Source organism: Shewanella sp. OMA3-2 (assembly GCF_021513195.1).
In the GTDB taxonomy this organism is placed as follows: domain Bacteria; phylum Pseudomonadota; class Gammaproteobacteria; order Enterobacterales; family Shewanellaceae; genus Shewanella.
The window spans coordinates 1,078,940-1,100,218 of record NZ_CP090974.1; the positions used below are offsets into that span (position 1 = coordinate 1,078,940).

Below are 21,279 nucleotides of genomic sequence, written 5' to 3' on the forward strand. Positions count from 1 at the left end.
TAGTATAAAAAATAAAATATGGATAAGATGATTTATTAAGGTTTTCTTAATGAATCAGCGATATAATTTTCGCTGTATGTTTTTTGTAGTCATAAAAAGTCGACTAAAATAAACATTATCTTTTAAAGCAATAGCATACCTGGCAACATCTTAATTTAAGCGTAATACAACCCACCCATTACTCTTGAATTAATGGGTATACTTTTGAGGAAAAAATGAACAACAGACCTGAAATAACGATTTCATCATTAGATGCAGATAGGCTGTATAACTTAATTGAGTCATTACCGACAAAAAATTTGGTAGGCGTAGCTGAGCTTGAGGTGGAACTTGCCCGAGCGAACATTGTTGAACCAACAGAGATCCCGCCGACAATTGTGACGATGAATTCAACCGTTAAATTTTCTGTTGAGTCATCCAAAGAAGAGTTCATGCTGACCTTGGTATACCCGAAAAACCTTGATGCTGCGGGTGATAAAATATCTATACTCGCGCCAGTAGGCAGCGCCTTACTTGGCTTGTCGCAGGGTGATGAAATTGAATGGCCTAAGCCAGGTGGAGGATTTATCAAAATTAGAATAGAAGAGATTTTCTATCAACCAGAAAGAGCCGGTGAATATCATCGTTAATATCTGATGAGTTAAATCGTTTTATGACAATGTAACTTTAATTGATGCAGGCTGGCTATCAAGAGTCGTTCGACTTAAGCCAGTCTACATACTTGTATCATTCACTTCATATCACTTCATACTGTTCTTCTTTATAACGGCAGCACTGATGCCTTAACCTTTTATAACAAAGTGCTTTGTGGTGTAAAAATGAGCACTATCTTAGTTCGGCCACCTAATCTTGTTCTCACGTTTTAACACTATCTTGTTGGCCTCGATTTGTTTGATTTCTATCCCCGGAGGACTGCTAACTATGGTGTTTGATAGGTATTGAAGCTGGGCTTCAACTGGCCGAAACCTTACTGCAGAATATCGATGATAAGTAGCCTGCGGTAATATCATCACGGTGCTGCTATAAACGTTAAACAAGGAATGCACATTATTCATGTAAGCTGAGCACAATTTATGACATTTTAATATTATTGCTGATTTAAAAATTTATTTATATTAAGACGTTACTTAAAACAAGATGGTGAATAAAAAACAGTCGCAGTTCTAAGATAACTTAGTATACTTAAACTCCCATGACATTGAGTATCAACCTACATTGGACGTTTAATTATGACTAAATTTAGAACACTAGTAATAAGCTTTGCTGCATTTATTGCTATATTTTCCATGAGTATTCCTGCTCAAACAAACCAAAAGTTAGATACCGTTGCAGAAAATGCTTATCTGTACGGGTTACAACAAGCCATTTTTTATGGTCAACGTTGGATTTACACTCAGAATAACGTTAAAGCAAACGAAATCTATTCGGGTGTTAACCGTATTTTTTGGGTCCGTAAACAAATCACCCCTGATTTCCCTGTGGTAACGCCTAACGCCACAACGCTATATGGTTCAGGATTTCTTGATTTACAAAATGGTCCTATCGTAGTGGAAGTACCTGAAATTTCTGATCGCTATTTTAGCGTTCAAGTGATGGATCAATATGGTATTTTTAGGATGATTGTGGGTTCACCGTTTAATGGTACTCAGGCAAGAAAATATATCCTGGTGCCACCAGGATACGAAGGAAACTTACCCGCAGACTTTCCAACAACTGACATTATTCAGTGGGAGTCAAAAACCGCTTATATCGTTGTTCGTATGGCTGTTGAAACAGGATCTGATAAAGAGATTAAAACCATCAATCATTATCAAGACCAAGTGACGACTACACCAGTGAGTGAGTGGGTCGCTAATGGTAATAAAGGCGTATCACAAGCCACAAGCACTATTAAACCTGGAAAATATGTAATCCCTAAAGATCTACCTAGCTACGCAATTAGCCAAGTAGACAAACAGACCGCCAAACAATATTTCACTTTACTGAGTGTTATTTTGAATGATCCAACCATGACGTTATTGCCAGATTCTGCACTTGAAGCGGATATGTTGGCACAACTTAAAGTGGTTAATATTGGTAAAGGGTTAACATTTGATTGGGCTAAATTGTCAAAAGAACAACAATCTGCCCTTGAAGTCGGCTTTAAAAATGGCTTCAAAAGTGTGCGCACCACATTAAAAAACAACCTGATTAACATGAACGGTTGGGGGTCTGTACGTAATGCTGGTGGGTTTGAAACTCGTTGGATGGACCGTGCAGTTATTGCTGACGCAGCTTGGGCCGCGCCGGATAAAAATATTTCTCATGCTGGTGCTTTCTTGTTTACTGACGCTGACGGTAATCCGTTGAATGGTAAAAATAAATATACCATGACATTTGATATGGCAGATTTACCTCCAGTGACACAATTTTGGTCAATTCCTTTATATGATGCAAATGGTTACTTTGTGGCTAACGAAATCAATCGTTATACCGTAAACAGCTTCATGCTTGCTGCAGGCGATTTAGTTGTTAAAGATGGTAAGTTAGTTGTTTATATTCAAAAAGATAAACCAACCGACGCTGACCAGTTAAAAAACTGGTTGCCAGCACCTGCTGAAGGAATGCGTTTTACCGCTCGTTTTTATGGGCCATTAGTACCGCTAACAGACGGAACTTATAACATGCCTAAAGCGGTTAAAACTCAGTAATGTCATTAGCCTCAAGGTTGATCATATTCATTATCATCACTTGAGGTATCCATGCACATTAACCTGCACTTATATTAGAGCTAAATCAGAACTAAATCAGAGCTGGGTTCGAGTCAGGTCAATGTGCATTTCAGTCAAAAATCGATAGGAATAGTATGAAAATATTAAATTCACTCTCCATTCACATCGCTGTTGCCAGTTTACTTTTAGTGGGCAGTTCATCTGTGCAAGCAGAAGTGTCTAAAAAAACACTTGAGTCTATCTCAATCGCTGACACTGTCGAAACACCGATAGGCACACTTGAGTTTTTTGATGGTGTTCCATCAGATGCCACCATTAATAAAGTGTATGACAACCTTGACCGCTCACGTGCCATGGGTGTTTATCTAGACAATATGGGTGCCGTATCAATTAATGCGGTACTTGATGGGCTGGCTGACGCAGGGGCGAATACATCAAATAAGGTTGCTTTATTTGAACAATTAATGGACTCAAAGACACTGGTTATTACGGCTAATACATCGACACTTTATGCCTATGCTGGTACCGATTTAGCTAATGATGGCCCAACGGTTATTGAAGTGCCTGCAGGCATGTTGGGTTTTCTGGATGATAGCTGGCAACGGTTTGTCGGTGATATTGGCGTGACTGGACCTGATAAAGGCAAAGGCGGTAAGTACTTGGTGTTACCGCCAGGTTATAAAGGACCGGTGCCCGATGGATATTTCCTCCTTAAGCCTAAAACGAATCGAAACTTTTTATTTTTACGGGGATCAATCAAAAATGGTTTAGCAAAAGCGGCTAATAATATTAAATCTGGATTGAAAATATACCCACTTAAAAATGCTACCAAACCCGCCAAAACTGAGTTTGTTAATGTATCTGGCAAAGAGTTTAATACTTTATTTCCAAATGACTTAGGCTATTTTGAAATATTGAACGACATTATTCAGCGTGAACCTGTTGATGCTATCGGGCCTGAGGTCCGCGGTGCAATAGCAAGTATCGGTATCGTTAAAGGGCAAGCCTTTAAACCCGATGCACGGATGAATAAATTGTTGCTAGAGGCAGGTACATTAGGTAATGCGACATCTCGTGCTATCACGGTACAACCTCGAATCGATGGCGTGGCTATTTACCCAGACTCAAACAGCGGCTGGACAATGGCCTATGCAAATAAGAACACTTCATTTGAAGCTAATGGCACCATGAACTTAGATGCTAGAACACTGTTTTATTTCAATGCGGGTGGTGTAACGCCTGCAATGGCGGTGACTAAATCGGGTGCGGGTTCTGACTATGCTCTAGCGTTTTTAGATGCTCAAAAACAAGCGTTTGATGGTGCTAAAACCTATAAGCTGCACTTGCCTGCCAATGTGCCGGTGAATAACTTTTGGGCCGTAACTATGTACGATACTCAAACTCGTTCACAGTTACAGACAAGCCAACCTTTTCCTACAGTGGGTAGTTTGACCGATGGGATCAAAATGAACAGTGATGGTTCTTACGAATTATTCTTCGGCCCTAAAGCCCCTAAAGGGCAAGAAGGTAATTGGTTAGCAACAGTACCAGGTAAAAGCTGGTTTTTAATTTTGCGTATGTACGGTCCATTAGACCCATGGATTAATAAAACATGGCGGCCGAGTGAAATTGAATTAGTTAAGTAATCTAGATTACAACATACACCGACACTGCATTAAGCCTTGTCGGTGTTTTTTTATGATTAACGTTGATTGACTGTGTAGAAATACAATGAAGACACAATAAATTAAAACCTAAGTGAGTATCAGAAATAGAGGGAATTAATCGATGAGAAAAATTAACCAAGCGGCCTGGATATTGGCTTCGATTGGAGTTGCATTGACTGGAGCGCAAACGGCTCAAGCAAATGTATCAGAACAACAACTTCAGCAAATTTCAATGCCAAATAAGGTTGAAACATCAATAGGAACACTTGAGTTTTTTGATGGTGTTCCCAACAAAGCAACGATTGATACTGTGTATGACAACCTTGATAGGATGCGTGCGGTACAAGTCTTTTTGGACCATCAAGGTGCAGGTTCACTTAATGCTATGCGTAAAGGCAATGCCAGTATTGGCGCCGATAGCTCAAATAATATTACGATTACAGAACAATTACTTAAGTCTGAATCATTATATCTCACCGGCAACACGTCGACTTTATATGCACTGGCTTATATAGATTTAAAAACGGAAGGCCCACTAGTTGTAGAACTTCCTCCTGGGATGCTGGGTTTTGTGGATGATGCTTGGTTCAGATATGTTACTGATCTTGGTGTAATCGGTCAGAATAAAGGTAAAGGGGGCAAATATTTATGGTTGCCGCCAGGTTATAAAGGCGAAGTGCCTGAAGGTTACTTCGTTATTAAATCTAAAACTTACAATAACTTAATGTTTCTGAGAGGATCAATTGATAATGGTTTAGAGCCTGCGGTTAATAACATTAAGTCAAGCCTTAAAGTATATCCATTATCAAAAGTAGCTAACCCTCCTGCCACGCAATTTACCAATATCTCGGGCAAGCGTTATAGCACTCTTTTAGTTAATGATTTGAGCTTTTATGAAGATCTTAATACGCTTGTTCAAGTCGAACCAATAGATGCTATCAGTGCAGAGTCTAGAGGTTTGTTAGCCTCGATTGGGATTGTGAAAGGTCAAGCGTTCACACCTGATGACAGAATGAAAAAACTACTTAATGAGGCAGCAGTTATCGGTGCAGCAACTGCAAGAGCTATTACCTATGAACCGCGTATAGATGGCGTATTTATTTACCCTGATACACAAAGTGCTTGGACAACAGGTTACGCGAATAAAAATACCTCATTTGAAACTGATGGCGCTATGGGGTTGGATGCAAGAGTACTATTTTATTATAACGCTACCGGTGTTACGCCAGCCATGGCAATAGCGCGAGCGGGTCAGGGGTCTGATTATGCATTGGCGTATGTTGATGCGAATAAACAAGCATTTGATGGTGCTAAAACCTATAAATTGCATCTGCCACCGAATGTGCCAGTCAATAATTTTTGGGCCGCCACTTTATATGATACTCAAACACGATCGCTATTGCAGACGGGGCAAACATTCCCAACAGTAAGTAGTCAGGACAAGGCAATCGAAATGAATACCGATGGCTCGTTTGATATCTATTTTTCACCTCAACCTCCTAAAGGTAAAGAAGGTAACTGGGTACAAACTGTTCCAGGTAAAAGCTGGTTTACGATTTTACGTATGTACGGTCCACTTGAACCTTGGTTGAATAAAACATGGCGACCAAGTGAAATCGAATTAGTTAAGTAATCTGGATTAAAAATATCGCAGGCACAGGATTAAACTGTGCCTGCGATATTTTACCGTTTTATCAACTCTGCTCATTCAAGTATCGAATCACTACTATATTCAGATTTTTTGATTAATATTTGGTATAAAATCAAATCTTTCAGTTATTTAATTATAGCTGTCGAGTGTGTTTAACTCCGCCAGCGGAATAGGTTTGATACACTGATGTTAAATTCCATTATCAATTTATCTTTTCTAGTAATGTGCTTATCGTTCAATTATCCAAGTCATAAAAAACAGATTGAGATTTATTCATGTGATTGAGATTATGTTCCTGATAATATGACCTTTGTCTTTTTTATTGCGCGCATTAAACAACTTTTGATAATGCGCCGACACTTGTGCTACCGCAAAGGGTGCGCTGTCACCAAAGGTATGGAATGAAACCAACAGAGCCTGATTTACAGCTAAAATCTCCTATTCAACGTAATTATAATCGCGCGGTTTTTTACACTTATATTGGTGTGATTGTCATGTCACTTATTTCTGCGGCCATTTTTTATGAACGCCAAAAAGAAGTGCAAATTGAACAGCGTGAAGATCAAGTTGCGCGGCATGTATTGCAAATCGATTTATTATTAGAGTCCAGTATTCGTGCGGTAAAAAGTTTACGTGATGTGGCGGTTGATCATCTGCGCCTAGGCGAGCAAGTGCGTAAAGATCGTCTACCCCAATATGAAAAATTCAATGCTGACGGACAATTTTTTAGTTTAGAACCTAATTATGTCAAAAGTGGTGAACCCTTTACCAATATGGGGCGCATCACAGGTATGGGGTCACTTGATGGGCGCAATGAGCAGTTTTATCAAGAATTAGAAATGTTGTTTGAGCTATCCCTATCGTTTCCCGTTGCCAAAGAAGCCGCACCAAAAGCTTCATCTATTTACTACGTCTCTAAGCGAAAAATGATGTCGTACTTTCCTTGGAGCAGCTCTGATCAACGTTTCAGAGAAGAGCAACTTAATAAGCAGCAATTCCAATTGGCCACACCAGAGCTAAATCCGCAGCGAAATGCTTTTTGGAGTCCGGCTTATGTTGATGGTGTCGAGCAAGGCCTACTCACCACCTTAGGCTTACCGGTTTATCTTGAAGATGAGTTTATCGGCACGATTAACCTCGACATGACCTTAGCATCACTGGCTAAACAAATACGTACCTATTTCAAAATGCCTGGTACGGTAATTTTATTGGATCAACAAAATAACATTTTATCCCACAGTGATTTTGACTCCAATGAAATGAATCGCGTTTATCATATCAGTCAACGTATTCCAGCAGAGTTACATTCATTATCAGAATCTGAATTGTTTGATGCCCATGAAGGCATATTACGTAATAATCATTATATTCATTCGGTTGCATTACATAATGCCCCATGGCGATTATTGTACATCCAAGAAGAAGGTGCGCTTTTTCAAGATTCATGGGAAAAATTGCAACTGACTTTTATCTTGGTTGTGCTAGCACTGTCTGTGTTAGTGACCATTGTGCATTGGCAAACCCGTCGGGCGTTTGTTAGCCCTGCATCAAAACTACTGACTCATTTAGAGGCGTGTTCCCAATCACCGTTACCGCCACCAGAGGTCATCAGCCCAGGATGGGAGCCGTGGTTTTTACTGGTCAGTCGTATTTTTGAAGAAAACAAACAATACACCCGCCATCTTGCTGAGCAAAATAAACGTCTTGATAACCTAGTTGCCAGTCGTACTCAGCGTTTACGTGACACCACTGAGCGCCGTGAACGGGAATTTGCCTTATTAAGATCACTGATTGACTCATTGCCTGAAGCGATTGTCTTTAAAGATAAAGAAGGTAAGTATTTAGGTTGTAATAAGTCAGCAGAACGTATGCTAGGTGTCAATGAAAGTGACATTATTGGCTTAACCACATGTGACTTTACTAGCCCAGAACAAGGTAAGCGCATTCTAGCCGAAGATAAACAAATTTTAGACGACAAAAAACCGCTGCAATATAAAGAGCGCACTGAAATAGCTGGAAAACCGGTATTATTAAATGCCTTTAAACTGCCATTTTATAACCGCCGTAATGAATTACTGGGGCTGATTTCGATCTGGCGAGACATTACCCGCGAGTATGAATCTGCTGAACAATTACGTTTGTCAGAACAGCGTTATCACATGGCGATGGATGCGGTTGAAGATGGTTTATGGGATTGGTATATCGATTCAGAGCAAATTATCTGTAACCCTGCATTCTATTCAATGTTGGGTTATGAACCCAATGAGTTCCCTGCTTTATTATCATCCATTGACGGTTTAACCCACCCGGATGACCGTGACCGAGTTCAGGAGTATCGTAGCCAATATTTACTTGACCCTACCGATGCCTATGAAATTGAATTTAGGATGAAAGGCAAGCTGGGTGAATACCATTGGTTGTTATCTCGTGGTCGTGCGGTAGAGTTTTTAGAATCTGGCCAAACTAAACGTATGCTTGGTACTCATAAAGACATTACCCGCCAAAAAAGTAATGAAGTGGCCTTGCTGGAAGCTAAGCAAGATGCTGAATTAGCGAACATGTATAAAAGTGAGTTTTTGGCCAACATGAGTCATGAAATTCGCACTCCAATGAATGCGATTATCGGTATGTTACAGCTAGCGCAACGTACTAGTTTGACGACCCAACAAGAGGATTATCTCAGTAAAGCGGGCTTCTCTGCCCAATCTTTATTGCGGATTATCAATGATATTCTCGATTTTTCTAAAATCGAAGCCGGTAAGTTAGAACTAGAGCGGGTAGCGTTTCCGTTAGACAAGGTATTGGATCATGTGCTGGATATGAATGCCATTAAAGCACAAGAAAAGGGTGTTGAATTATTACTCTATGCACCTGTTACTGCTGGGCTTATTCTAAATGGAGACCCACTGCGTTTAGGGCAAATATTAGTTAACTTATTGTCAAATGCCGTTAAGTTTACCCAAAATGGCGAAATTGAGCTGGGCTGTGAAGATGTAGGCGAGCGTGATCACCGTATTACCTTAAAGTTCTGGGTGAGAGACACTGGCATCGGCATTAACAAAGAGCAGCAGTCAAAACTGTTTGATGCATTTGCCCAGGCCGATGGTTCAACTACCCGAAAATACGGTGGTACTGGATTAGGCTTATCTATCAGTAAACACCTTGTGTCTATGATGGGCGGAACTATGCAGGTATCGTCAGAAGTGGATCAAGGCAGTACTTTCAGCTTTACCATTAGTTTTGAAATTGCTGAAGAAAATATTGTTGAGCCTTTAATCGTACCTGAGCAGTTGAATAACTTAACCACATTAGTGGTCGATGATAACCCCAGTGCCTTGCAAATTTATTCAGCCTTAATGAAGGACTTCAGCTTTGGGGTTCGCACCGCATCGAGTGGCCAGCAAGCATTAGATTGTTTGGCTAGGCAGCCTGTTGATCTGATTTTATTAGATTGGATGATGCCTGAAATGGGCGGGTTAGAAGTATTGACCAAAGTGGATGAGATGGTGGCCGATGGGCGCTTGGCAAAACGTCCGGTGATTATATTAATGACAGCATACAGTGCAGAACCTTTAGCAAAGGATGTTGCCGATAGAAATGTACATGCCATTTTACAAAAGCCCTTTAAGGCATCAGTTTTGTTTGATGAGATCATTGGTGCCTTTGCCAAAGAGCCAAAACTCAATGTACAGTCTGTTCCCAAAGAAGATATTCAAGAACAACAGTCAGGGTTGATTTTGTTAGTTGAAGATAATTTTATTAATCAGCAGGTTGCATCGGAATTATTAAAAAGTGCAGGTTATGAAGTGGTGATGGCCGACAATGGCCAAATAGCCCTCGACTTAATTGACACCCGCGCATTTGACGCAGTATTGATGGATATTCAAATGCCAGTGATGGATGGGTTAACCGCGTCAAAAGCGCTACGTAAACGTTATAGTCCAGAACAATTACCGATTATTGCGATGACAGCCCATGCCATGTCTGGCGATCGTGAAAAAAGCTTAGCGGCAGGCATGAATGCCCATATTACCAAACCGATAGTATTGAATGAGTTATTCGATACCTTATCCCATTGGATTGAATATAAGAATAATAACAAGGTGTGATCTGGCGGGGTTGAATTGCAGCGGGTCGCACTATTTTTTAGGGATTTTTACAAGGAATTTGACATGAATCGACGCCACCTCTCATTGGCGATAATGCTTGCCATAAGCCCTGCATTATCACTCACTACGCTATCTAGCCCAGTATTGGCTGCGACGGCCGACACCGTCATTAAGACTAGCCAAGTGGCTGAAGGCTTTGTTAATTTTTATTACGATGACACCGACGGTCAACTGTACTTACAAGCCAACAAGTTAAATCAACCTTTGTTACTATTAACCAGTTTGCCTCAAGGTGTTGGTTCAAATGATATTGGTTTAGATAGAGGTCAGCTTGGGCGAACTCGTATGGTGCAGTTTGAGCAGCAGGGGCCCTACATAGTATTGAAACAATTGAATACCAACTATAGAGCCAGCAGTGATAATGTCGCCGAACAGCAGTCAGTCAAACAGGCTTTTGCTGAATCTATTTTGTGGCGAGGTAAATTACTGCCTGGGAAAAAAGCGTTAGTGTCGATTAATGATTTAGTGATTAACGACTTGCATGGTGTGTCAGACGTATTAGCCGCCACAGATCAAGGTGCTTATACCCTTGATAGTCAGTTGTCGGTGATCATGCCCGATAATATTAAGTCCTTTGCACAAAATGCCGATGTCGATGTTAACCTGACCTTTAAAGCGCAACAAGCTGGCCAGCAAGTTGCCGAGGTCACCCCCGATGGTAAGTTTATGTCGGTGCGGATGCGTTATTCATTTATTCAGTTGCCCGATGCGGGTTATCAAGCCCGTGCCTATCATCCAATGAGTGGTTATTTATCTGATGAATATCTAGATTACTCCGCTAAGGTTGATGAACCAATAGTGCAGCGTTATTTATTGCGTCATCGTCTTGAAAAAATCATTCCGGGTGACGCCCCCTGTGAAGTGGTTAAACCCATTACTTATTACCTTGACCCAGGTGTGCCTGAACCGATAAGAACCGCATTGCTCGATGGTGCGCGCTGGTGGGAAGAAGCCTTTAATGAGGCAGGGTTTATTAATGGCTTTAAAGTGGCCATGCTGCCAGAGGGCGCTGATCCGCAAGATGTGCGTTATAACATGATCCAATGGGTGCATCGCGCCACACGTGGTTGGTCATATGGCGCTGCTGTGACCGATCCACGTACCGGTGAAATTATTAAAGGCCATGTTACTCTTGGTAGTTTAAGGGTTAAACAAGATCACCTTATTGCCAGAGGCTTAACCGCAGACTGGCCTGACAGACAAGCCGCCGCCGATGCTGCTATGGCGCTTTCTTTGGCACGAATTCGTCAATTATCAGCCCATGAAATTGGTCACACTTTAGGCTTTGATCATAACTTTGCCGCATCCTCTAACGATAATGCGTCTGTGATGGATTACCCCCATCCGTATGTGCGCTTAGAGAACAATGCCATTGCGATTGATAATCCGTATGCTGAAGGCATAGGCGAGTGGGATAAATACACCGTTGCCTTTGGCTATGGTGCTGCGGCTAATCAAGACAAACTGCTTAATCAAGCACTCACTAAAGGCTATCGTTATATTGGCGAAGCAGATTCGCGTGGAAATGGCGCCAGTCATATTTATGCCAGCCTGTGGGATAACGGCAATGATGCTATTGCTGAACTGTCTCGCTTAGAAACCGTACGTCGTCATGCAATTACGCAATTCAATGGTGAAGCGTTACTCAAAGATGAGCCTAAAGGTGAGTTGGCAGACGTTTTTGTCCCTATGTATTTACTCACTCGTTATCAGATAGAAGCCGCTGCAAAATGGATTGGTGGAACCGACTATAACTACCAGCAATTAGGCTCAGGATTACGCTGGTTTTTTGCCGCGCCAGCAAAGCAACATGCTGCTCTGGATGCGTTAGTGGAAGGGCTATCACCGCAAAGTTTAGCGATACCTGATAATGTACTGCACGCTTTAGTGCCTAAAGCTGGAAACTATCGTAAAACCCGTGAAAGCTTTAATGGCAATATGGGGGTTGTGAGCGATCCTTTGGGGATGGCCGAAGTGATGAGCCGCCATATTGTGACTCAGTTATTGTCACCAGAGCGGCTAAATCGTGTTAATCAGGCTTATATGGAAGATGCTGAGCAATTATCTGTCGTCACTTTGCTAGATAAACTAATTGGGGCAACCGTATACCAAGACTTATCCCGTGGGACTGAGTTAGGTATTAATATGCGAGTTAATACCGTTGTGATTGAAGGTATGCTGGCGGCATATCATCATCAAGATACTGCCAGTGAAGTAAAAGCCCAATTATTGGCTAAATTAAACTATACCGTGAAACAATTAAAACGCCGTAGTACCCGTGCAAGTGAATATCAAGCGGCACATTACGATTGGTTATTTCAAGGCATTGAGAAAAGTCTGCAAACACCGGAATATAAACTCATTGCTAAGCCACTGACTATGCCACCAGGTTCGCCTATTTAATTTTCAGTTCCAGTTGCTAAATACCATGTAAACGCCCTCAAGCGAGCTTGAGGGCGTTTTTATTTGAGTTCATCTATTAACCTGCGTTGAGGTTAATCAGTTTTTTGGGGTTTTTAGGGTAGAACAAGTCAGGTTTTTTATCTAAATGAGAAAACTGGCGAGTATTTTTATAAGGTAACTTCATAAAGCCACTAATACCATGACCTTGAATTTTATCAGCATTAGCAATAATTCTATCAAGGCAGGCCCTGAATGCGGCTTGTTTGCGCGGATTCAGTAGTCTTAAATAGCTGTGAATTTTTAAATGGGTCGGCAGCGCTTCAAAAATAATACAGCCAGTGTGATGGATTTGGTTAAGCCAGCCTAACTCGGTCATTATTTCGGCCTGGGAGTTCGAGGTTTTCTTCAGGGTCTTTACCGTCTTCAAAATAGGAATGCAGGCGTGATTTATCTTCCAACAACGGCACATCTCCAACTTCAAAAGGTAATTGCATTTCCCCTGTTACTTCAAAGGGCATATTAGGGTTACTGCGTTCAATATGCAAAGTGTCTTTTGCGTTAAAGAAGCAGGCTTTAAACACCCCAATACGCTTAATTCCACGTGCCATAGTGACCATGTTATTCACCGCAAGCATTAGTGCGCTTTTATGGCTAGGGTCATAGGTTGCTAAGTTTGAGTCAATGTACACCCCAGTTGGCTGCCAATGTATTACCAATCCGCCGACGATAGAATATTGAGCTAAACGTCCGACAGCCGCAATAAAGCCTTTTTCTGTATCTGCCATTCCGACCATAAAGTTTCGATAATACTTATCGACCTGCACATCATCAATATTGGCAATGGGGTCATGACTATTATGCTCTTTTAAAAATGATTTACGCGAGCTATAACTAACGGTTTCAATCACCCTTAAACGCGGTTGAAGCCATACCGGAATTTCAGATTTAGTCGGCAGATAGGGAATGTCGGGTAAGTGCATCCTATGGTTATGACGCATACTTTTTAAAAAATAATCGCCAGCACGGGCTCTTAATTCAGGGTTTTCGCTTAACATGCCATCTAAAGTTTTAGCTAATTCAATCGGCAGACCAATACTTGTGGCGGGAATAACCTTAGTACCAAAACGACTGCTTTGCCCTGACGCGAGTGCATATAATGTGCCTGCTACACCTTGTTCATCAAATCGTGCTGAAGAAAGTGCACCACTGAGTTGGTCTTCACCAATAAAATAGACATCGCCCATGCGGGCATTTGTTTGGTGCTGATCACTAGACATTAACGACATTACATTATCATCAACAGGACGGTTAAACTCATCGCGCTGTGCAAAAACAGCTGAGCCCCAATCGATTAGCGACAGGTTGTCATTTTCGATGTCATAGACTAGATTCGACGGTTTAATATCTCCGTGTACAAAGGGTTTACCTTTACGCAGATAATACAAAATATTGGCAAGTTGTCGCGCGATACTGACTATCATTGATGCTGGCAATGCGCCCATACGCAGGCAAATTTTATCTAAGTCTTCTCCTTTAGCGCGCTCCATCACTAAAATACCTTGCTTGCCGACACGTTCAAACTTGATTGCAGCGGGCACATTAGGGTGTTTTACTAAACTAAGCATGTAGGCTTCTTCTTCAAGCCTGTCTTGAATGTTTTGCGGTAACGTCAGGCGGGAAAATTTAAACACATGTGAATCACCGACACTATTTATGCCAGCAAATACAAAGCCGTAAGCACCTTTACCAATAAATTCTATTGTCGAGTAACCAAGCTTGATCAGCTGCTGCTTACATAATCTGACCCAAGCTTTATGCTTGCGGGCATCATTTGCCTTAAGCAAATAAATAGACTGTTCTTCATTAATATAAAAGTGTTGTAGTTGTGGCGTTTGCAAATGATATCCCCTTCAAACTGCTTAGGTTATTTAAGCCTTATCTCAGCCCGACTTCAAGCGCTTCCTAACTAATTTTATCGGTTAAGTAAACCTTGACCTGTATCAAGTTACTTTTACCCTTGAGTCGATAAGATTAAGGTGAATTTAGCAATCGTTTTGATCGGGAATGAGTTATGCCAAAGATAATAAAAGCGGATTTAATTCAACTTTTTGACTTTCCTAGAATGCGTATTCTGCAATCTATGGAAGTTGCACATTGTCCTCATGCGGTTTTTTTTAATGCTGCGGACGAACAATGTATTACCTGTCATCAAGGGGAAGAGTGTGTCTGGATAAATCATAATGATGAGATGGTTGCGATGGAGCAAAAATCTGTCAATGATTTAACACAGCAATTACTGGTAGCAGTTGATTTTGTCGACTCAAGTTTGTCGCCACATCATTTATCCCGTCGTAACTGTCAGTGTGAGAACTGCGTGTGGTTAGCTAAAGTTCAATTGGTTCTACAGGGAGATTCATTAAGTAAATAGTGGCAGGATTAAAGTTGCTTCTGTTGATTCAAGCTTATAAAGTGGGCGGTAATTGAACTCGCTGGAGAGACTAAGATGGACCCCCAATTTTGGCATGAAAAATGGCAGATGCAACAGATAGGTTTTCACCAACCACAAGTTAATTCGTTATTAATTCGTTTTTGGTCTGAACTGAAGTTAGTGCCCAAGAGTAAAATTTTTGTGCCGCTGTGTGGTAAGTCTTTAGACATGTGTTATTTAGCTGAGTTTGGTCATCAAGTGCTGGGCTGTGAGTTAAGCCAAACGGCAATTGAACAGTTTTTTAATGATAATCAATTACCCTTTCAAGTTGCACAACATGCGCAACATCAGTTTTATGCAGCCGACCAAGTCGAGCTAATACAAGGTGATATTTTTGCTCTAGCCCCTAGTGCAACGGCTGATATTGGTGGTTTTTATGATAGAGCAGCATTAATTGCCTGGCCAGAAGAGATGCGTCAACAATATGTACAAACGCTTGCTAAGCTTATTCCCGCCGATATATCAGGGTTGTTAATTACCTTAGATTATCCCCAAGACACGCTTAAAGGCCCACCATTTGCTGTAAGTCCTGACTGGATAGAACAATATTTATCGCCGTATTTTGAGGTGACCTTGCTTACCTGTGACGATGTACTGGCTGATAACCCAAGGTTTGTGAATAAGCAGGTGCCTTGGTTAAACGAAGCGGCATATAAGTTAACTCGCAAAAAGTAATTATAAAGCTTAAAAGTAGCCCAATAAAAAAGGCGACCGGATGGTCGCCTTAATGTTAGCGTCTAATCAGATTAGAAGTCGTAACGTACGCCTACAGATAAAACGTTATCATCTTTTAGATCTGTTTTAACGTTGTTGTCAGTATAGTCACCTTCATACATTGCATAATGAGCAAATAATAAAGTCGACTTTGCGACGCGGTAATCAGCACCCACAGTGATGTTTTGTACATTAATATCATCAGCACCCGCTTGACCGAGTGCTTGGTAGTACTTACCCAAACCAGCATCATCTTGACCGTATTCTACTTTCAAGTTAACACCATTTAAGTTGTAAGCTGCGTTAATGAAGTAAGTGTTACCGTCAATACTAGTGTCTGCTACGCTTTCAGAATTTTGGAATAAGCCGCCCACTTTGAAATCACCAAACTTAACTTGACCAACAGCACGGTAAGCATCAATGCCACCGATAGCTTTGTTATAAGCACCAACAACATAGTAATTTTGCTTGGTTAACCCTTTATCACCAATCGTGGCGCTTAATGCATACTGAGAATCATCAGAAGCTTGGTTATCTTCCATTAAGTAGGTTGCGTTAAGCGTGATCAGGTCTGCAATAACTGGAGAGTAGTACCATATGCCATCAGCGCTACGAATTTGTCCGCTGATTAAGCGGTCGATATCGGCATTAGAATTACCAAAAAGATCAACATTACCTTCAGCTTGTTTAAATACTGTGTCGTTACGACCGACTAACACAGAGCCCGCTGAGGTTTTGATACCTAAAAATGTGTTACGGGCCTTAAATGTGTCACCTGAACCAGAAGTGTTTTCAACTTGAAATTCCATTTGATATAAAATTTCTACAGCATTAGAAATTTTTTCACTGCCTTTTACACCAACAAGCGAAAAGTTATTTTCTAAGTAAGTGCCACTTTTCCCAACCGTTACACCGTTAGTGCCACTTTGTAGGGTTGCACCTGTATCTGAATTAGTAAGCGATAAATCTAAACGACCGTAAAAATCAGGGCCATCAGCAAGGGCTGCAAATGAGGTAATAGCTAAGACAGACGCAACAGATGCAGATAGTAAGGTTTTTTTCATTTTTCATACTCCCAGAACTTAATGTTCTATGATTCCATTTTAAGAATGGTTTTTAATGGTGACTAATGCCAGAAAGTGGCTATGTAACAATCTGGTTTGAGATTTTACAGTTTTACTAAGCTTAGTGTGTGTTAGAGATCAAACTTTTAAACCTTAGGCTGTTTTTTATATATAAATCGGACTGGAGCATATTTGGCGACTGTTTTTATACTGTATTCAGTATTTTCATATGTCACTGTGCTTAAAAAGTTATCAGTACACCTTTATAAGCGCTTAAGTTGCCTCAGTCTCAATCAATAATTGAAAATTCAATGAGTAACAAAGTAGTTTAGCAGTTGTTAAACTAAGAGGTATATTTTAAACAGGATAAAAATGAGTTTGGTTTGTTATCTAGCGATTCATTACCGACATTAATAATCTATCTAAACGTAAACTTATTACACCGTAAATATGGGCTAAGATTTTCATTATCTCAGTCAGTATTATGTAACGTTTAGGGACAATGTTCATTTGTTGACTTTAAACACTGGGTGATGTGACGGCAGCGGATAGTTAAGCTTGTGCAAATAGCGATTAAATAAAGCTAGGTCATTTAGCTTTGATGACGACTACGTTAAAATGGACAACTAATTAGGTTAGTCAGAATAAAGGCATGTGATGTTGTCAGAAGCATATATGAATCGGTTTGCGGGTATAGGGCGTTTATATGGTCAAGCAGCGTTAAATGCTTTTGCGCAAACTCATGTGGTAGTTGTCGGCATTGGTGGTGTGGGTACTTGGGTAGCGGAAGCCCTTGCAAGAAGCGGTGTCGGTCAAATTAGCTTAATTGACTTAGATGATATATGCGTGACAAATATTAATCGACAAATTCATGCCTTAGCGCAAACCGTGGGGCAATCAAAAGTCGAAGTCATGGCAAAACGTATTCGAGACATTAATCCAGAATGTCAGGTTAATGAAATTGAAGATTTTATTACCTTAGATAATCTCAGTGAATATTTCCCCCGAGAAAATGATTCTTCTAATGGTCATAAAATTGATTATGTTGTTGATTGTATTGATGCGGTAAAGCAAAAGGCGGGGTTAATTGCCCATTGTAAACGTAATAAAATTTCGATTGTGACTATCGGTGGTGCAGGTGGACAGACCGATCCTAGTCAAATTCAAGTGACAGATTTAGCCAAAACAGTGCAAGATCCATTATTAGCTAAAGTACGAGGTATTTTACGCAAAGAATATGGGTTTAGTAAAAACACTGAGCGACGTTTTGCTATTGATGCGGTATTTTCTACTCAGCACTTAGTTTATCCCCAGGCTGATGGCAGTGTATGTGCGACTAAAGCGACTGCTGAGGGCAGTATGAGAATGGATTGTGCTTCTGGTTTTGGTGCCGTGACCATGGTGACAGGAACGTTCGGTTTTATGGCTGCCAGCCGTGTGTTAGCTAAAATATCCGCCAAGGCTTGTGCGAAATAATCGCCCTTAAATCGTTAAGTCATGAGATGTTAGATTTCTATATTCAATAGCTTGTACACTAAAATGTTACTGGTTGCTTGTATGCATCACGGTTCATTTACTCCACAATTAAAGTATTGTCGGCATATTTTTGCACACTTTCATAAGGGAAGCTGACGGTAAACATCGGCCCGCCTAATGGCGAAATTGATTCATATCGGATGTTACCGTTAAGTAAAGTCGCGGCATTAAATGCTGCGGCTAAACCCAAACCTATTCCACCTCTATTTCTGGCCGTGGTAAAGAAAGGTTCGAACATGCGTTCTGCTATCTCTTCAGGAATACTCAAACCATTATTTTGAATTTCAATATTCACTTTGTCATATTCGATTACCACATTTATCATTATTCTGCTGTGTTCAATGCCTTTAAAGGCATGGGTGTAAGCATTAGAAATAATATTACTAATAATTTGGTTGAGTAAGTTAATGTTACTAATGATTTCTAATTTTTCATCTATATTTATATTAATATCAACATGTTGTGGTGAAAACATAATTTGAGTCGAATCGATAATATCTTCCAGTTGTTGCTTTAAATTAAACTGCGTGTTTTTTTCGTAACGTGACTCTGCAGCAACAGTTTTGAATTTTTGGATTAACGTGCTTGCTCGAGTAATATTATTGACTATTAGCTGACAACTTTGTTGATACTCTTCGAGAATACGGTTTATCTCTTCTAAGGTGGCGTGTTCGCTATGGATTAGCTTAATTAAATCTTCTACATGAGAAAGCTGCGAGCTTGCCGCGGTTAAGCAAATACCAATAGGAGTATTTATTTCATGCGCTAACCCGAAACTAATCCCCCTAATGCCGCCATTTTCTCCTGTTCGACAAGAACCTGTTGCGCGCGTTTTAAAATCAGTAATGACTGTTCTAGTTCTTTGGTTTGCTCTTTTACCTGACGAGCTAGCTCATCTTTATAACTGCGCTCAAGCTTAAGTAATCGTTCACGGTCTTCTAGCGCACTTTGCAGCGCAGTTTTCGATTCCTGTACATCAGAAAATGATGCCCGTACTTGCTGCTGCATAGTGTTAATCGCTTTTGCCACCATAGCAAATTCGTCGTGTTTATTTTTATGATCAAAAACCAAAGGGTTAAAAGGTTTATCAAGGCTTATTTGGTTACAGTATTGGCTGAGCTTAAGTAGGTGTTGGGTAATGTTCAACCAAACTAGAAATAAAATAAACCCAGCCACTAAGAAGGTTTTTATCGCATTTGACAGTAATATAAGAATGGCTTTGTCATAAAGTCTATCGTAAATAATGTTCAAGTCTGCTTGGACAAGTAAAGTACCTACCTTTATTGCGCTTGAGTTGGTGTAAATGAGATCAAATTGTTTTTCAATGGTCGATTTTTGATGATATTTACCTGCCTGCCACTCTTGGCCGCTATCATCCTTGATTGAGATATAAGTAATATCGGGTAATTGGCTTAAACCGTCTAGCTGAGTACTAATTAAGCGCTCATCAATTACCCAAATACTTGCCGCTAGCACTTCCAAGTTAACCTTTTCGATACTAGAAAAGGCTCTATCAATACGATTTACATCACTGTTGTAATCATTAAATAACTGATAAATAGTCGTAAGCAGGGTGATAAGCGAACTAAAAAGTACAATCGACAACATAAGCTTTCGACCGATAGGGCTAGTGAATAATTGTCTGGAGAATTTCAGCATAGTATTTATTTAATTAATCTAAGTGCTTATATAATAAGTTAGTTCAAAGTTTATATTATAGCCATATTTAATTAACCGCTTGATGACTGAATTTTTAATGGTTAAAGCTTCTTCTACTATATTGATGTTTATTAATTTATCGTATCAATATGGCATTAATTTTGCTTTGGTATAATTAGATGTTCAAATTTTTGACACTGAGGCTGTGATGAAAAAAATGATGATTAAAACTATTAGCTTGAGTAATGCAAAACGTACCTTTATGAGTACTATGTTGTGGTTGGTCGTTTCATGTGTGGGATTATTATTTGCCCCGAAAGCGCTATTGTCTCAGTTAGCACTTGCTGAAATTGTGGCGCAGTATAATTATCTTATTGGTTTAGGTTTGATCGTGGGTTCGGCATATTTTCTCAGCCAATTAGTAAGCTTTGTTGCTGATGAGTCTATTCAACATTTGCGTCAAAAACGTACGGTTGAAACCGTTGAAGCTAAAGTTAAATTACTTGACCCAGCTGAAAGGGCATTGCTCAGAGAGTTTTTTTTGCAAGGTGCAACTATCTTAGCCTTGCCAAAAAATGAGTTAGCAGTAAAAAGCTTATTGCATACTAATATACTGGAAGAGCTGGGTAATGAACGTCATTATGCGATTCAAGGACCTACGGCAGAATATAAAATATCAATGTCTGCGCGGATTTATTTAAATCGCGATGTATTACGTTTACCAGCAGGAGAGCCGACTCAAGAAGAGCTAACCTATTTATTAAAAGCCAGACCTCACTTTATTAGCGGTTTAGTTCAGCCTCGTAAACATGCAGCTTAATAGCATTTTCTGTTTAAGTTACAGAGTGTCACAAACCTTGCGGTATAGAAACTTGTAGAATAAAAAAGGGGGCTAAGTTAGCCCCTGAAATGGTTCAATATATAATTAACACAAATGACTAGGAACAAGAGGTATTACAACAATAATGTTACCCATCATTGCCTGGAGCCGACTTCACAATAAACATCCACATTAAGTAAGAAACAATCCCCAAAGTACTAAAAATGACAAGCATAGACATTAATCCAATTGGGTTTCCAAACATTAAATCTAACCAAAATGCCATGATAGCTATCCTTTTAGGTGTGAAGTCATCGTTATCATAATGCTGAAATAAGCTTATGAAGCTGATCTTGATCAATGGTTCACCCTATTATTAGGTATATTTATGTGTAAA

The 21,279-nt window shown here is 40.2% G+C and carries 12 protein-coding genes and 2 pseudogenes; 10 read left to right on the forward strand and 4 right to left on the reverse strand.

Features of this window, described 5'->3' with window-relative positions; translation table 11 throughout:
- Positions 1-215: 215 nt before the first annotated feature.
- The 6 genes from rnk (at position 216) to L0B17_RS04835 (ending at position 12,601) form a co-directional block, all read left to right on the forward strand.
- Positions 216-629, forward strand: a complete 414-nt coding sequence (gene rnk / locus L0B17_RS04810) for a nucleoside diphosphate kinase regulator (protein WP_235087994.1) — start codon at positions 216-218, stop codon at positions 627-629.
- A 600-nt stretch (positions 630-1,229) separates the two neighbouring features.
- On the forward strand, positions 1,230-2,690 hold the full coding sequence (locus L0B17_RS04815; RefSeq protein ID WP_235087996.1) for a DUF1254 domain-containing protein: 1,461 nt from the start codon (positions 1,230-1,232) through the stop codon (positions 2,688-2,690).
- Between the two features lie 155 nt (positions 2,691-2,845).
- A complete protein-coding gene (locus L0B17_RS04820) occupies positions 2,846-4,357 on the forward strand; it encodes a DUF1254 domain-containing protein (RefSeq protein WP_235087997.1) in 1,512 nt (503 codons plus the stop codon).
- A gap of 142 nt (positions 4,358-4,499) precedes the next feature.
- The gene (locus tag L0B17_RS04825; RefSeq protein ID WP_235087999.1) at positions 4,500-6,011 is read left to right on the forward strand and encodes a DUF1254 domain-containing protein; all 1,512 of its coding nucleotides are present in this window, start codon (positions 4,500-4,502) and stop codon (positions 6,009-6,011) included.
- A 419-nt stretch (positions 6,012-6,430) separates the two neighbouring features.
- Positions 6,431-10,138 carry a response regulator gene (locus tag L0B17_RS04830; protein WP_235088000.1) on the forward strand — a complete coding sequence of 1,236 codons (3,708 nt, stop codon included), beginning with the start codon at positions 6,431-6,433 and terminating at the stop codon, positions 10,136-10,138.
- Positions 10,139-10,201: 63 nt separating this feature from the next.
- Positions 10,202-12,601: a zinc-dependent metalloprotease gene (locus L0B17_RS04835; protein WP_235088002.1), complete on the forward strand. Its 2,400-nt coding sequence runs from the start codon at positions 10,202-10,204 to the stop codon at positions 12,599-12,601.
- Between the two features lie 76 nt (positions 12,602-12,677).
- Here L0B17_RS04835 and L0B17_RS04840 read toward each other — a convergent pair.
- Positions 12,678-14,499 (reverse strand): annotated as a pseudogene (locus L0B17_RS04840) (protein kinase domain-containing protein).
- Between the two features lie 173 nt (positions 14,500-14,672).
- On the opposite strand from L0B17_RS04840, the gene L0B17_RS04845 reads away from it, so the two are divergent.
- Positions 14,673-15,029, forward strand: coding sequence for a hypothetical protein (locus L0B17_RS04845; RefSeq protein WP_235088004.1), 357 nt, complete (start codon positions 14,673-14,675; stop codon positions 15,027-15,029).
- Between the two features lie 75 nt (positions 15,030-15,104).
- On the forward strand, positions 15,105-15,764 hold the full coding sequence (locus tag L0B17_RS04850; protein WP_235088006.1) for a thiopurine S-methyltransferase: 660 nt from the start codon (positions 15,105-15,107) through the stop codon (positions 15,762-15,764).
- 71 nt (positions 15,765-15,835) lie between these two features.
- On the opposite strand, the gene L0B17_RS04855 is transcribed toward L0B17_RS04850, so the two are convergent.
- On the reverse strand, positions 15,836-16,867 hold the full coding sequence (locus L0B17_RS04855) for a porin (RefSeq protein WP_235088008.1): 1,032 nt from the start codon (positions 16,865-16,867) through the stop codon (positions 15,836-15,838).
- Between the two features lie 660 nt (positions 16,868-17,527).
- Between L0B17_RS04855 and tcdA the strand changes: the two genes are divergently transcribed.
- Positions 17,528-18,343, forward strand: a complete 816-nt coding sequence (tcdA, locus tag L0B17_RS04860) for a tRNA cyclic N6-threonylcarbamoyladenosine(37) synthase TcdA (protein ID WP_235089589.1) — start codon at positions 17,528-17,530, stop codon at positions 18,341-18,343.
- Positions 18,344-18,440: 97 nt separating this feature from the next.
- Here the strand turns inward: tcdA and L0B17_RS04865 are convergent.
- Positions 18,441-20,062, reverse strand: a pseudogene (locus L0B17_RS04865) (ATP-binding protein).
- A gap of 208 nt (positions 20,063-20,270) precedes the next feature.
- Here L0B17_RS04865 and L0B17_RS04870 point away from each other — a divergent pair.
- Positions 20,271-20,882 carry a superinfection exclusion B family protein gene (locus L0B17_RS04870; protein ID WP_235088010.1) on the forward strand — a complete coding sequence of 204 codons (612 nt, stop codon included), beginning with the start codon at positions 20,271-20,273 and terminating at the stop codon, positions 20,880-20,882.
- Between the two features lie 148 nt (positions 20,883-21,030).
- Here the strand turns inward: L0B17_RS04870 and L0B17_RS04875 are convergent, their stop codons facing one another.
- Positions 21,031-21,168, reverse strand: a complete 138-nt coding sequence (locus tag L0B17_RS04875) for a DUF3149 domain-containing protein (RefSeq protein ID WP_235088011.1) — start codon at positions 21,166-21,168, stop codon at positions 21,031-21,033.
- Between the last annotated feature and the right edge of the window lie 111 nt (positions 21,169-21,279).